The sequence below is a fragment of the Micromonospora sp. NBC_00860 genome (genome assembly GCF_045207375.1).
In the GTDB taxonomy this organism is placed as follows: Bacteria; Actinomycetota; Actinomycetes; order Mycobacteriales; family Micromonosporaceae; genus Micromonospora; species Micromonospora vinacea.
Window position 1 is genome coordinate 3558219 of sequence record NZ_CP108825.1, and the last position, 14261, is coordinate 3572479.

The 14261-nt window shown below is 71.7% G+C and carries 13 protein-coding genes; 1 reads left to right on the top strand and 12 read right to left on the bottom strand.

Translation table 11 applies throughout. The features are described 5' to 3' along the window. Positions 1-38: 38 nt before the first annotated feature. From coaBC to pyrR, 12 genes are all read right to left on the bottom strand, one after another. Positions 39-1247: a bifunctional phosphopantothenoylcysteine decarboxylase/phosphopantothenate--cysteine ligase CoaBC gene (gene coaBC, locus OH804_RS16285; protein ID WP_406066197.1), complete on the bottom strand. Its 1209-nt coding sequence runs from the start codon at positions 1245-1247 to the stop codon at positions 39-41. Between the two features lie 14 nt (positions 1248-1261). Further along, a complete protein-coding gene (gene rpoZ, locus OH804_RS16290; RefSeq protein WP_030335666.1) occupies positions 1262-1525 on the bottom strand; it encodes a DNA-directed RNA polymerase subunit omega in 264 nt (87 codons plus the stop codon). A gap of 64 nt (positions 1526-1589) precedes the next feature. Beyond that, positions 1590-2123: a guanylate kinase gene (locus OH804_RS16295; RefSeq protein WP_406066200.1), complete on the bottom strand. Its 534-nt coding sequence runs from the start codon at positions 2121-2123 to the stop codon at positions 1590-1592. Between the two features lie 25 nt (positions 2124-2148). Further along, positions 2149-2466, bottom strand: a complete 318-nt coding sequence (mihF, locus tag OH804_RS16300; protein ID WP_030335662.1) for an integration host factor, actinobacterial type — start codon at positions 2464-2466, stop codon at positions 2149-2151. A 178-nt stretch (positions 2467-2644) separates the two neighbouring features. After that, on the bottom strand, positions 2645-3481 hold the full coding sequence (gene pyrF / locus OH804_RS16305) for an orotidine-5'-phosphate decarboxylase (protein WP_406066202.1): 837 nt from the start codon (positions 3479-3481) through the stop codon (positions 2645-2647). A gap of 73 nt (positions 3482-3554) precedes the next feature. Beyond that, the gene (locus tag OH804_RS16310) at positions 3555-4829 is read right to left on the bottom strand and encodes an adenosylmethionine--8-amino-7-oxononanoate transaminase (RefSeq protein ID WP_406066204.1); all 1275 of its coding nucleotides are present in this window, start codon (positions 4827-4829) and stop codon (positions 3555-3557) included. A 271-nt stretch (positions 4830-5100) separates the two neighbouring features. Further along, the gene (locus OH804_RS16315) at positions 5101-6147 is read right to left on the bottom strand and encodes a quinone-dependent dihydroorotate dehydrogenase (protein WP_196922321.1); all 1047 of its coding nucleotides are present in this window, start codon (positions 6145-6147) and stop codon (positions 5101-5103) included. After that, on the bottom strand, positions 6144-9491 hold the full coding sequence (gene carB / locus OH804_RS16320; RefSeq protein ID WP_406066207.1) for a carbamoyl-phosphate synthase large subunit: 3348 nt from the start codon (positions 9489-9491) through the stop codon (positions 6144-6146). The genes OH804_RS16315 and carB overlap by 4 nt, the downstream gene beginning before the upstream one ends. After that, positions 9484-10647 (bottom strand): glutamine-hydrolyzing carbamoyl-phosphate synthase small subunit, encoded by a 1164-nt coding sequence (gene carA / locus OH804_RS16325; protein WP_196922319.1) that lies wholly within the window; start codon positions 10645-10647, stop codon positions 9484-9486. The genes carB and carA overlap by 8 nt, the downstream gene beginning before the upstream one ends. Next, entirely contained in the window at positions 10644-11921 is a 1278-nt protein-coding gene (locus OH804_RS16330) for a dihydroorotase (RefSeq protein ID WP_406066209.1), read from the bottom strand. Before OH804_RS16330 ends, carA begins: the two co-directional genes overlap by 4 nt. Then, on the bottom strand, positions 11918-12844 hold the full coding sequence (locus OH804_RS16335; RefSeq protein WP_406066211.1) for an aspartate carbamoyltransferase catalytic subunit: 927 nt from the start codon (positions 12842-12844) through the stop codon (positions 11918-11920). Before OH804_RS16335 ends, OH804_RS16330 begins: the two co-directional genes overlap by 4 nt. Continuing rightward, entirely contained in the window at positions 12841-13425 is a 585-nt protein-coding gene (pyrR, locus tag OH804_RS16340; RefSeq protein WP_196922317.1) for a bifunctional pyr operon transcriptional regulator/uracil phosphoribosyltransferase PyrR, read from the bottom strand. Before pyrR ends, OH804_RS16335 begins: the two co-directional genes overlap by 4 nt. 288 nt (positions 13426-13713) lie before the next feature. Here pyrR and OH804_RS16345 point away from each other — a divergent pair, with 288 nt between their 5' ends. After that, positions 13714-14202 (top strand): transcriptional regulator, encoded by a 489-nt coding sequence (locus OH804_RS16345; RefSeq protein WP_007458348.1) that lies wholly within the window; start codon positions 13714-13716, stop codon positions 14200-14202. Positions 14203-14261: the final 59 nt, after the last annotated feature.

The window sequence follows — 14261 nt, forward strand, 5'->3', positions numbered from 1 at the left end:
GCGGCCGGTGTCGGGATCGGTCACGCCCTGTCCACCCGTCAGGAACGGCCGGGGAGCCGCGCCACGACGAGATCCCAGACGGCGTCGGCCACATCTTCCTTGGCCTGCTCGGGCAATCGGCTGACCGAACCGTCCGCGCCGATGACCGTCACCGTGTTGGTGTCGGCGCCGAAGACCAGGTCCGGGCCGACCTCGTTGACCACGATCAGGTCGGCCCGCTTCCGGGCGAGCTTCGCCCGGCCGTTGGCCTCTGCATCGCCGGTCTCGGCGGCGAACACCACCAGCACCTGCTCTGCTCGTTTGCGCCGGCCGAGCTCCGCCGCGATGTCCGGGTTCGTGACGAGCTCGATGGTGGGCGCGACGCCGTCGTCCGACTTCTTGATTTTGCCAGGCGCGTACGTCGCGGGCCGGAAATCGGCCGGAGCCGCCGCCATCACCACCGCATCGGCCTCGACGGCGGCCTTGACGGTCGCCTCCCGCAGCTCGGCGGTGGTGCCCACCCGGATCAGGTCGACACCGGCCGGGTCGGCGAGGCCGACGTTGGCCGCGATCACTGTCACCCGGGCGCCCCGGGCGACCGCCGCGCGGGCGAACGCGTACCCCTGCTTGCCCGACGAGCGGTTACCCAGGAAACGGACCGGGTCCAGGGGCTCGCGGGTGCCACCGGCGGTGATGACCACCCGGCGGCCGGCCAGGTCGGCCGGGGCGGAGTCGCCGCGGGCCAGGAGCCGGCCGGCGACGGCGAAGATCTCCGCGGGGTCGGGTAGCCGGCCCTTGCCGGTGTCGGCGCCGGTGAGTCGACCGACGGCCGGCTCGATGACCCGCACACCGCGGGAGCGCAGCGTGGCGACGTTGGCCACGGTGGCGGGGTGCTCCCACATCTCGGTGTGCATGGCCGGGGCCAGCAGGACCGGGCAGCGGGCGGTCAGCAGGGTGTTGGTCAGCAGGTCGTCCGCGAGGCCGTGCGCGGCCTTGGCGAGCAGGTCGGTGGTGGTCGGCGCGACCACCACCAGGTCGGCCTGCTTACCGAGCCGGACGTGCGGCACCTCGTGGACGTCGGTCCAGACGTCGTCGGCGACCGGTTGACCGGAGAGCGCGGCCCAGGTCGGCGCTCCAACGAAGCGGAGCGCCGACGCGGTTGGCACGACCCGAACCCGGTGACCCGATTCGGTGAAGAGTCGCAGCAGCTCGCACGCCTTGTAGGCGGCGATGCCGCCACCGACCCCGAGGACGATCGAGGCGGACATCGGCCAGCGGGGGCTTACGGCTGGTCGGTCGGCTCGGCGGTGAGCAGGCCCGAGTTGATCTCGCGCATGGCGATCGAGAGGGGCTTCTCCTGCGGGGTGGTCTCGACGAGCGGGCCGACGTACTCCAGCAGACCCTCACCGAGCTGGCTGTAGTAGGCGTTGACCTGGCGCGCGCGCTTGGCGGCGAAGATGACCAGCGCGTACTTCGACGTCGTCTTCTCGAGGAGCTCGTCGATCGGCGGGTTGGTGATGCCTTCGGGGTTGGCGATGGATCCCACGAATTAACCTCTGCGTCTTTCGAGCCGCGCGGACGCGGTGCTGAGTCTCAACGGCGGCCGACCGTCAGCCACGCACGCGCGACCAGGCCGGATCCGGATAAGAAGAACCGAGTAAGCCTACCAGCTCGTCGACCACCCGTTCGGTGTGGTCGTGGGTGAGCGTGTGCTCGACGGCGGCGGCCACCGTTGCGCCGGGGGCGTACCCGGGTGGGCTCAGCAGTACCAGTCGGGCATCGGGCAGACGCGCGCGGACCAGGGGGACGCCGCGCAGGTCGAGCGGGAGCAGCACCGGCTGCCCGGCGTCGAGCCGGGCGCGCAGCGGTGGGTACGGGGTGCCGCGGCGGTGCGGCCCGATCCGGGACCACTCCAGCAGCTCGCCGTCGGCGATCCAACGATCGAACTCGGCGGGGGCGAGGAAGACGCGGTCCACCCCGTCGATCTCCGTTTCCCGGCGCGGCCTGGTGGTCGCCGCGACCGGGATCCACACGGACGGAGAACGCGCCCGGACAAGCTCGACGACACTCTCCCTGCCGGAACCCGAAGGTCCAGCCAGGACAGTGAGCCGAGCCGCCGGGCGCGCCTCGTCATCCGTGCTCACTGCTTGTTTCTACACGCTGCCAGGTTCAGTTGGCGGCGAACTCTCCAAGCAGTGCCTTGCGCTGCTGCTCGCCGAGGCCACGCAGGCGACGGCTGTCGGCGATCTTGAGCTTCTCCATGATCTGGGTAGCCCGGATCTTGCCGATGCCCGGCATGGCCTGCAGGACGGCCGACACCTTGAGCTTGCCAACGACGTCGTCGCTCTCGGCCCGCTCGAGGACGGCACCGAGGGTGGTCTTGCCCTGCTTGAGCTGCTCCTTCAGCTGAGCACGGGCCTTGCGGATCTCCGCGGCCTTCTCGAGCGCGGCAGCGCGTTGTTCGGGGGTCAGTGACGGGAGCGGCACCAGTTCTCCTCAGGTCCCTATCGCGGCGGGCGGGGCGCACCGCCGCATCTGTGAAACGTGGTGTCGCTGTGAACCAAGGGGTCCATGGTTCCCAGCGCGGGGAAAACTAGCGGCCAACGACGCTTTCGGCAACGTGGGGGCCGCATGATCACCGTAGAGTGACCGACCCGTCAGTCAGTCACCGGGCAGGCAGGACGGCCCGGCAGTCGACCAGAACGCGGTCCGCGGCGGCCCGCAGCGCGGCCACATCGGGGCCCGCCGAGAGCACTTCCCGGGAGTACGACGGGAGCACCGAGGCGAGACTCGAACCGAAGACGGTACGCAGATCGGCTGCGCCGGCACCCTGCGCGCCGAGCCCCGGAGCGAGCAGTGGGCCCCCCACACCGGAGAGGTCGTGACCGGTGTCACCGATGGTCGCGCCGACCACCAGACCGAAGCTCCCCAGCGGGGTCGCACCCCGGTTGAGCTGGGAAATCTCGTCGATCACGGTCTGCGCCACGGTGCGGCCGTCGGCCGTGACGGCCCGCTGCACGGCAGCGCCCTCGGGGTTGGAGGTGAGGGCCAGCACGAACACCCCGCCGCCGTGCTCGGCGGCCAGCTCGAACATCGGCGCCAGCGAACCGACCCCGAGGTAGGGGCTCGCGGTGACCGCGTCGACATACACGGGGCTGGATGGATCAAGGTACGCCGCGGCGTACGCGCTCACCGTCGAGCCGATGTCGCCGCGCTTGACGTCGAGCAGAACGAGCGAGCCGGCATCTCGTAACTGTCGGATAGTTGACTCAAGAATCGCCACACCTCGGGACCCGAACCGCTCGAAAAAGGCCGACTGAGGCTTGACTACCGCAACCCGGTCACCGAGGGCTTCCACGACGGTCCGGCTGAACCGGTCGAGCCCCTCAACGTCGTCCGGGAGGCCCCACTGGGCCAGCAGACCGGGATGCGGGTCGATGCCCACACACAGTGGGCCCCGCTCGGTGATCGCCCGGTGCAGCCGGGTACCGAAGCTCTCCATCGGAGTGTTCCCCTCTTCTCGTCCGGGCGGTCGCCCCGCCCGGATAACCCGTCGACCCGGTGACCGGGCCGACTCAGCCGGCCGCCACCGCCGCCGCCACCCCGGTCGCGATCCGGGCCAGATCGGCGTCGTCGGTGACGTACGGCGGCATCGTGTAGATCAGGTCGCGGAACGGACGCAGCCACACCCCCTGCTCGACCGCTGCCGCGGTCGCCGCGCCGAGGTCGACCTCGTGATCGAGCTGGACCACGCCGATCGCGCCGAGCACCCGTACGTCGGTCACGCCCGGCGTGCCGCGCAGGGGCTCCAGGCCGGCGCGCAGGCCGGCGCCGACCCTGGCGACCTGTCCGGCCCAGTCTCCGGCCCGCAGCAGCCCGATGGAGGCGTTCGCCACCGCGCAGGCCAGCGGGTTGCCCATGAACGTGGGCCCGTGCGCCAGCACCCCGGTCGCCGAGATGCCCCGGGCGACCTCCGGGGTGCACAGGGTCGCCGCGAGGGTCAGGTACCCGCCGGTCAGCGCCTTGCCCACGCACAGCACGTCCGGCGTCACCCCCGCGTGCTCGGCGGCGAACATCTCACCGGTACGGCCGAACCCGGTGGCGATCTCGTCGAAGATCAGCAGAATCCCGTGCGCGCGGGTCACCTCGCGCAGCACCCGCAGGTAACCCGGGTGGTGGAAGCGCATCCCACCGGCGCCCTGGACGACGGGCTCGACGATCACGGCGGCCAGTTCGTCGGCGTGCCGCTCGACCGTGTCCACCAGCGCCGCCAGGTACGCGTCGTCGGGCGGATCGTTGAAGCCGCCCGGGGGCACCGGGGCGAACACCTGCCGGGGCAGCACGTCGCCCCAGAGGTGGTGCATTCCGCCCTCCGGGTCGCAGACGCTCATCGGGTGGAACGTGTCGCCGTGGTAGCCACCCCGCCAGGTCGCCAGCCGGCGCCGCTGGGGCCGCCCGACGGCCCGCTGGTACTGCAGGCACATCTTCACCGCCACCTCGACGCTCACCGAGCCCGAATCGGCCAGGAACACGTGCTCCAGGCCATCCGGGGTCAGCTCGACAAGCGTCCGAGCCAGCCGCACGGCCGGCTCGTGGGTGAGCCCGCCGAACATCACGTGGCTCATCCGGCCGAGCTGGTCGGTCACCGCCGCGTCCAGCACCGGGTGCCGGTAGCCGTGGATCGCCGCCCACCAGGACGACATCCCGTCCACCAACTCCCGCCCGTCGGCGAGGGTCAGCCGTACCCCCTCGGCGCCGCGCACCACGTACGGCGGGTTGGCCGGCGGCAGCGCGGCGTACGGGTGCCAGACGTGCGCCCGGTCGGCGGCCAGGATCTCCTCGGGTGTCACGCGTACTCCTTCGTGCCTGAAGCGGCCCGGACGGCGGACGTCCTGCGGCCGGGTCGAACCTGTCCGCCGCCGCCTCTCCCGCTGCCGCCGCCGCTTCTATTTCCGCGACCTTTGCTCTGCACCCGCGGACGCGACACCCGGTGGCCGGGCACCGCGCTCCGGGTGGTGCATCCACGGGTGCAGAGCAAAGGGGTAACAGCGGGAGTGGGCTCCTCGGCGCGGACCGGGCTCGGCACCCGGTTGCGCCGGGCCGGCACCGGACCGCGGGCGGTCACCGGCCCGCGACGGGGTCCGATGCCGCCGTGGTGGCCGCCGCGCGGGCGGCGGCGCGGACCAGGGCAGGTCCCCGGTAGATGAAGCCGGTGTAGAGCTGCACCAGGGCGGCACCGGCGTCGAACATCCGCGCCGCGTCGTCCGGGTCCAGCACCCCGCCGACGCCGATGATCGGCAGCCGGCCGCCGGTCTCCCGGTGGACGAAGGCGACCACCTCGCGGGCCCGCACGGTCAGCGGCCGGCCGGAGAGGCCACCGGCCTGCGCGCCACGCTCGACGTCACCGCCGGCGAGCCCGTCCCGGGACAGCGTGGTGTTGGTGGCGATCACCCCGGCGGCGCCCCGGGCCACACAGACCTCCAGCAGCTCGGCGATCGCCGCCTCGGTCAGGTCCGGCGCGATCTTGACCAGCACCGGCTTCTCCCCCACCAGCGCGCCGAGCAGCGCGTCCAGGTGGGCGCGATCCTGCAACGACCGCAGGCCCGGGGTGTTCGGTGAGGACACGTTCACCGCGAAGTAGTCGCCGTGCCCGCGCAGCGCCCGGTACGAGGCGAGGTAGTCCTCGACCGCCTCGTCCAGCGGGGTCACCTTGGACTTGCCCAGCGAGATGCCCAGCGGCACCCCGAGCGGGCGGGGCAACGCCGCCAGCCGGGCGGCCAGCGCGGCGGCCCCGGCGTTGTTGAAGCCCATCCGGTTGACCACCGCCTCGCTGGCCGGCAGCCGGAACAGCCGCGGCCGGGGATTGCCCGGCTGGGCGTGCGCGGTGACAGTGCCGACCTCCACGAAACCGAAGCCGAGCGCCGGCCAGGCCGGCAGCGCCGCCCCGTCCTTGTCCATGCCGGCGGCCAACCCGACCGGGTTGGGGAACCGCACCCCGAACACGGTGCGCGGCGCGTCGACCGCGTACCGGGCCCGCAGCGCGGCGAGCGCGGCCGGCCGCCGCGACAGGGCCGCCAACCGCCGCAGTGTCCACTCGTGCGCCGCCTCGGCGTCGCCGCCACCGAGCCGGAACAACCACGGCCGTACCGCCTGCTCGAACACTGTCACTGGGCCGCCCGCAGGGTGGCGTGCAGGTCCTGCAGGGGGCGGACCTGCATGTCGCCGCGGATCCGCGCCTCGATGCCCATCACCGCCGCGGCGGCGCCGGGGACCGTGGTGATGCAGGGGATGTCCGCGGTGACGGCCGCGCTGCGGATCTCGTAGCCGTCGGAGCGGGCACTGGCACCCGAGCCCTGCGGCGTGTTGATCACCAGCGCCACGTGGCCGCCGCCGATCAGCGACACCGCGTCGTCGCCCGCACCGGCCTGGTAGTGCTTACGGATCTGCTCGCAGGCGATGCCGTGCCGGCGCAGCACCTCGGCCGTGCCGGCGGTGGCGACGATCTCGAAGCCCAGATCGGCCAGCCGCTTGATCGGGAAGATCATGCCACGCTTGTCCCGGTTGGCCACCGAGACGAAGATCTTCCCGGCGGTCGGCAGCGACCCGTACGCGGCCGACTGGCTCTTGGCGAAGGCGTGCCCGAAGTTGGTGTCGATGCCCATCACCTCGCCGGTCGACTTCATCTCCGGCCCGAGCAGCGAGTCGATCCCCTTGCCCGCGCGGGTCCGGAAACGCTTGAACGGCAGCACCGCCTCCTTGACCGCGACCGGAGCGTCGGCGGGCATCGTGCCCCCGTCCCCCGTCGCCGGCAACAGGCCCTCGGCGCGCAGCTCGGCGATGCTCGCCCCGAGCGCGATCCGGGCCGCCGCCTTGGCCAGCGGCACCGCCGTGGCCTTGGAGACGAACGGGACGGTCCGCGACGCCCGCGGGTTGGCCTCCAGCACGTAGAGCACGTCGTCCTTGAGGGCGTACTGCACGTTGAGCAGGCCGCGCACGCCGACGCCACGGGCGATGGCCTCGGTGTAGCGGCGCACCTCGACCAGGTGCGAGCCCGCCAGGGTGATCGGCGGGAGCGCGCAGGACGAGTCGCCGGAGTGGATGCCGGCCTCCTCGATGTGCTCCATCACGCCGCCGATGTAGACCTCACCGTCGGCGTCGCACAGCGCGTCCACGTCGATCTCGATGGCGTCGTCGAGGAACCGGTCCACCAGCACCGGGTGGTCCGGGGAGATGTCGGTGGCCCGACCGATGTAGTCGCGCAGCGTCGGGTCGTCGTAGACGATCTCCATGCCCCGCCCGCCCAGCACGTACGACGGCCGGACCAGCACCGGGTAGCCGATCTCGTCGGCGATCGTCTTGGCCTCGTCGTACGAGGTGGCCATGCCGTGCGCCGGCGCGCGCAACCCGGCGCGGGCCAGCACCGCGCCGAACGCGCCCCGCTCCTCGGCCAGGTGGATCGACTCCGGGGAGGTGCCGACGATCGGCACGCCGGCGTTCTTGAGTCGCTGCGCCAGCCCCAGCGGGGTCTGCCCGCCGAGCTGGACGACCACTCCGACCACGCCCGGCCCGCCGGCCGCCCGGCCGGACGAGTCCTCGGCGTGCCAGACCTCCAGGACGTCCTCGAAGGTCAGCGGCTCGAAGTACAGCCGGTCGGCGGTGTCGTAGTCGGTGGAAACCGTCTCCGGGTTGCAGTTGACCATGACGGTCTCGTAACCGGCCGTCCGCAACGCCTGCACCGCGTGCACGCAGGAGTAGTCGAACTCGATGCCCTGCCCGATCCGGTTCGGGCCGGAGCCCAGGATCAGCACCTTCGGCCGGTCCGACGGCACGACCTCGGTCTCCAGGTCGTACGTCGAGTAGTGGTACGGCGTGGTCGCCTCGAATTCGGCCGCGCAGGTGTCCACCGTCTTGTAGACCGGCCGCACGTCGAGGCGGTGCCGCAGGGTCCGTACGCCGTCCTCGGCGGCCAGCTCCGGGCGCAGCGCGGCGAGCTGCCGGTCGGACAGACCGGCCCGCTTGGCGCGGCGCAGCAGGTCGGCGTCGAGCACCGGCGCGTCGACGATCTCGTCGCGCAGCTCGATCAGCGCGGCGATCTGGTCCAGGAACCACGGGTCGATCCCACCGGACGCCTCGGCGACCTCGGCGATCGACGCGCCCAGGCGCAGCGCCCGCTCCACCGTGTACAACCGGCCGTCGTGCGGGATCCGCAGCGCGGCGAGGGTGTCCGCCAGGGTGACGCCCGCCGGGTCTGGAGTGGTCCAGAAACCAGATGATCGGGTCTCCATCGAGCGCATCGCCTTGTTCAGCGCCTCGGTGAAGTTGCGCCCCAGGCTCATGGCCTCGCCCACCGACTTCATCGTGGTGGTCAACTCCGGGTCCGCGCCGGGGAACTTCTCGAACGCGAACCGGGGAATCTTCACCACCACGTAGTCGAGGGTCGGCTCGAACGCCGCCGGGGTCTTCAGGGTGATGTCGTTGGGGATCTCGTCGAGGGTGTAACCGATGGCCAGCTTGGCGGCGATCTTCGCGATCGGGAAGCCCGTCGCCTTGGAGGCCAGCGCGGAGGAGCGCGACACCCGGGGGTTCATCTCGATCACGACGATCCGGCCGTCGACCGGGTTGACCGCGAACTGGATGTTGCAGCCGCCGGTGTCGACCCCGACCTCACGCAGTACGGCGATGCCCAGGTCACGCAGGCGCTGGTACTCCCGGTCGGTGAGCGTCATGGCCGGCGCCACGGTCACGCTGTCGCCGGTGTGCACGCCCATCGGGTCGATGTTCTCGATGGAGCAGACCACCACCACGTTGTCGTGCCGGTCGCGCATCAGCTCGAGCTCGTACTCCTTCCAGCCGAGCACGCTCTCCTCGATGAGCACCTCGTGCACCGGGCTGGCGGACAGGCCGTCACCGGCGATGCGGGCCAGGTCCTCCGGGGTGTGCGCCATGCCGGAGCCCAGGCCGCCCATGGTGAACGACGGCCGGATCACCACCGGCAGGCCCAACTCGGCGACGGTCGCCTCGACCTCGTCCATCGAGTGGCAGACCCGCGAGCGGGGCACCAGCCCGGTCGGGTCGTCGACACCCAGCCGTACGCCGGCCTTCGCCACGATCTCCTTGAACAGCTGCCGGTCCTCGCCCCGGTTGATGGCGTCGATGTTCGCGCCGATCAGCTCCACGCCGTACTTCTCCAGGACGCCGGCCTCGTGCAGGGCGACGGCCGTGTTCAGCGCGGTCTGCCCGCCGAGAGTCGCGAGGATCGCGTCCGGGCGCTCCTTGGCGATGACCAGCTCCACGAACTCCGGGGTGATCGGCTCGACGTAGGTCGCGTCGGCGAACTCCGGGTCCGTCATGATCGTCGCCGGGTTGGAGTTGACCAGGCTGACCCGGATCCCCTCACTGCGCAGCACCCGGCACGCCTGGGTGCCGGAGTAGTCGAACTCGCAGGCCTGCCCGATGACGATCGGCCCGGAGCCGATCACGAGGATGTGCTTGAGATCGGTCCGCTTAGGCATTGCTGCGCCCCTTGCTGTGGGTCCGGCCCTCGATGAGATCAGCGAATCGGTCGAAGAGGTAGTCCGCGTCGTGCGGGCCGGCCGCCGCCTCCGGGTGGTACTGGACGGTGAAAGCGGGCAGGTCCACGGCCCGCAGCCCCTCGACCACGTTGTCATTGAGGCAGACGTGGGACACCCGCACCCCACCAAAGTCGGTGTCGATCACCTGGTCGGGGACGACCGCGCCGGCGCCCACACCGGGCACCTCGACCGCGAAGCCGTGGTTGTGGCTGGTCACCTCGACCTTGCCGGTGACCCGGTCGAGCACCGGCTGGTTGATCCCCCGGTGGCCGTAGCCCAGCTTGTAGGTGCCGAAGCCGAGCGCCCGACCGAGGATCTGGCTGCCGAAGCAGATGCCGAACAGCGGCACCTCCCGCCGCAGCGCCTCCCGGGCCAGCTCCACCGGGGCGTCGGCGGTGGCCGGGTCGCCCGGGCCCGGCGACAGGAAGATCGCGTCGGCGCCGGTGGCGAGCATCTGGTCGATGCTCGACGACGCCGGCAGCACGTGGGTGGTCACCCCGCGGGTGGCTAGCCGCCGCGGCACGTTGCGCTTGATGCCCAGGTCCAGTGCGGCGACTGTGAACCGGTGCTCGCCCAGGGCCTCGACGACGTACGGCTCGGGGGTGCTCACCTCGGCGGACAGGTCCGCGCCGACCATCTGCGGCGCCTGACGGACCCGGGCCAGCAGGCTCTGCGGGTCGGTGTCGACGCTGGAGATGCCCACCCGCATGGCGCCCCGCTCGCGCAGGTGCCGGGTCAGCGCCCGGGTGTCCACCCCGCTGATGCCCACCACGCCCTCGGTGGCGAGGCGGTCCTCGAGACCACCGGTGGCCCGCCAGTTCGAGCCGATCCGGGCCGGGTCGCGCACGACGTAGCCGGCCACCCAGATCCGACCGGACTCGTCGTCCTCGCCGTTGACGCCGGTGTTGCCGATGTGCGGCGCGGTCTGCACCACCACCTGACGGTGGTACGACGGGTCGGTCAGGGTCTCCTGGTAGCCGGTCATGCCGGTGTTGAAGACCGCCTCGCCGAAGGTCTCCCCGACGCTGCCGTACGCCTCACCGGGGAACGTGCGCCCGTCCTCGAGCACCAGGATTGCGGAACGTCTACGGGTCACTTGACTGCCTTTCCGTCCAGGACCGTCGGCTCGCCACGCAGGAAGGTCGCCACGATGCGACCCGGCAGCGTCATGCGGGCGTACGGGGTGTTGCGACTGCGACTGGCCAGCTCCGCCGGCTCGATGGTGCGGCGGGCGGCCGGGTCGATCAGGGTCAGGTTGGCCGGCACACCCGGCGCGGGGTCGACGCCGTGCCCGGCGAGGCCGGCGATCCGGGCCGGGGTGCGGGACATCCGCTCGGCGATCAGGTCCCACTCGGGGCCGAGCACCTCCAGCGCGATGGAGAGCGCCGTCTCCAGACCGAGCATCCCCGGTCGGGCGTACGCCCACTCACACTCCTTGTCCTCCACGGCGTGCGGGGCGTGGTCGGTGGCGATCACGTCGATCACCCCGTCGGCGAGGGCGGCGCGCAGCGCGGTGACGTCGGAGGCGGTGCGCAACGGCGGGTTCACCTTGAAGACCGGGTCGTAGCTCTCCGCACGCTCGTCGGTGAGCAGCAGGTGGTGCGGGGTCACCTCGGCGGTGACGCGTACCCCGCGTGCCTTTGCCTGGCGCAGCACCTCGACGCTGCCGGCGGTGGAGACGTGGCAGACGTGCAGTCGGCTGCCCACGTGCTCGGCGAGCAGCACGTCCCGGGCGATGATCGCCTCCTCGGCGACCGCCGGCCAACCGATCAGGCCGAGCCGGGTGGAGACCTCGCCCTCGTGCATCTGGGCGCCCTCGGTGAGCCGGGGCTCCTCGGCGTGCTGGGCGATGATCCCGTCGAACGCCTTGACGTACTCCAGGGCTCGGCGCATCAACTTCGGGTCGGCGACGCAGTGCCCGTCGTCGGAGAAGATCCGCACCCGGGCCGCCGAGTCGGCCATCGCGCCCAGCTCGGCCAGCCGCTCGCCGGCCAGCCCGACGGTGACCGCGCCGATCGGCTGCACGTCGACCAGGCTGGCCTCCCGGCCGAGCCGCCAGACCTGCTCGACCACGCCTGCGGTGTCCGCCACCGGGGAGGTGTTGGCCATCGCGCAGACCGCCGTGTAGCCGCCGAGCGCCGCCGCCCGGGAACCGGACTCGACGGTCTCGGCGTCCTCCCGACCCGGTTCGCGCAGGTGCGTGTGCAGGTCGACGAGGCCCGGCAGGGCGACCAGGCCGGTGCCGTCGACGACTGTGGCGTCCGGCGCGGTGAGGCCGGGACCGACAGCGGCGATCACGCCGTCGCGGATCAGCAGGTCGGTCGGCGCGCCGCCGACGACACTCACGCTGGTGATCAGGTACGCGGTCACCGGTTGTTCCCTCCGAGCAGCAGGTAAAGGACAGCCATCCGCACGGAGACCCCGTTGGTGACCTGTTCGACGATGGTGGAGCGGGGTGAGTCGGCGACCTCGGGGGTGATCTCCATCCCCCGGTTCATCGGGCCGGGGTGCATGATGATCGCGTGCTCGGGCAGCCGGCGCATCCGCGGCCCGTCCAGCCCGTAGCGGCGGGCGTACTCGCGCGCGGAGGGGAAGTAGGAGTCGTTCATCCGCTCCCGCTGCACGCGCAGCATCATCACCACGTCCACGTTCGGCAGGACGGAGTCGAGGTCGTAGGAGACGTCGGTGCCGGGAGCGAGGGCGCCCGCGATGTCGACCGGGATGAGGGTCGGCGGGCCGACCAGGGTGACCTTGGCGCCGAGGGTGGAGAGCAGCAGCACGTTGGAGCGGGCCACCCGGGAGTGCAGCACGTCCCCGACCACCGCTACCGACAGGCCGGCGAGCCGGCCCAGCCGGGCCCGCATCGTGTACGCGTCCAGCAGCGCCTGGGTGGGGTGCTCGTGGGTGCCGTCACCGGCGTTGACCACCGACCCGTCCACCCAGTTGGCCAGGCGGTGCGGCGCACCGGAGGCGGGGTGTCGGACGACCACGGCGTCCGCGCCCATGGCCTGCAGGGTCAACGCGGTGTCCTTCAGGCTCTCACCCTTGGTGACGCTGGACCCCTTCGCGGAAAAGTTGATCACGTCGGCGCTGAGCCGCTTCGCCGCCGCCTCGAACGAGATCCGGGTACGCGTGGAGTCCTCGTAGAAAAGGTTCACCACGGTCCGGCCCCGCAGCGCGGGAAGCTTCTTGATCTCCCGGCCGGCGACGGTGGCCATCTCGGCGGCGGTGTCCAGGATCTCGGTGGCGGTGTCGGCGTCCAGGTCCCCGCCGGAGAGCAGATGTTTGATCATGAGGCCGTTCCCCCGTACAGCTTGACCTCGTCCGTCCCGTCGATCTCGGCGAGCGTCACCTTGACGCTCTCGGCGAGCGAGGTCGGAATGTTCTTGCCGACGTAGTCGGCGCGGATCGGCAGCTCCCGGTGACCCCTGTCGACCAGGACGGCGAGCTGCACCGACGCCGGGCGGCCCACGTCGTTGAGCGCGTCGAGCGCGGCCCGGACGGTGCGGCCGGAGAAGAGGACGTCGTCGACGAGGATGACCCGCTTGCCGTCGATCCCGCCGGACGGCAGCTCGGTCGGGCCCACCGCGCGGGTGGCGTGCCGACGGAGGTCGTCGCGGTACAGGGTGATGTCGAGCACACCGACCGGGACGGCGACGTCCTCGAAGGTGCTGATCCGGTCGGCGAGCCGCCGGGCGAGGGGGGTGCCCCGGGTGGGAATCCCCAGCAGCACCGTGTTGGCGGCGCCCTGGGTCTTCTCCAGGATCTGGTGGGCGATGCGGTCGACCACGCGTTGCACGTCGGCGCTGGCGAGGATCACCTTCACCGAGGGTTGTCGCGGTGGTGACGAGCGGGCAGCCGGTGGGTATGCCACGGCGGACCTCCTTCCCCGCCTCACGGGACGGGTCGTTAAAGGATGTCGGGCACCTCCGGCCGGACCGCTCAGCGGACCTGGGCCGGGGCTTCCGCCACGTTACCAGTGGTCACCGGGGTGATGGACGGCGGCTGCTGACCACCGGATCAGGTACCGGAAAAGGGGATAACTTCCCGGACGCTCCCCAACGGTAGGGTCACGACCACTTGACCACGTGTCGCATTCCCCGTACCGTCACGCTCCGTAGCGATCGACGGGAGAACCCCGAGCAGCACTGGGAGTGTCCGAATGCCCTCTGAATACGCCAAGTCTCTGGGCGCCCGCCTGCGCTCCATCCGCCAGCAGCAGGGTCTTTCCCTGCAGGGGGTGGAGGAGAAGTCGAACGGGCGGTGGAAGGCCGTGGTGGTCGGCTCGTACGAGCGTGGCGACCGGGCCGTGACGGTGTCCCGTCTGGCCGAGTTGGCCGAGTTCTACCGCGTACCCGTCTCGGAGTTGCTGCCTGACGGCAGTGGCGTCCGTCACGAGCCCACCAGCAAGATTGTCCTGGACCTGGAGCGGCTCTACGACGAGGCCTCCGAGGACCTGGCCTACGTCGCCCGCTACGCCCGCGCCATCCAGCAGCAGCGCGGCGACTACAACGGCCGGGTGCTCTCCATCCGCGCCGACGACCTGCGGGCGCTCGCGATCGTCTACGACGCCTCACCGTCGGGTCTGATCGAGCGGCTCACCGAGCACGGCGTGCTGGTGGCCGACCCCCGGGCGTTCTTCGCCTCCTGATCTGCCGCTCCACCTGATCTGCCGCTCCACCGAAAGGGCCCGTGCCGACTGGCACGGGC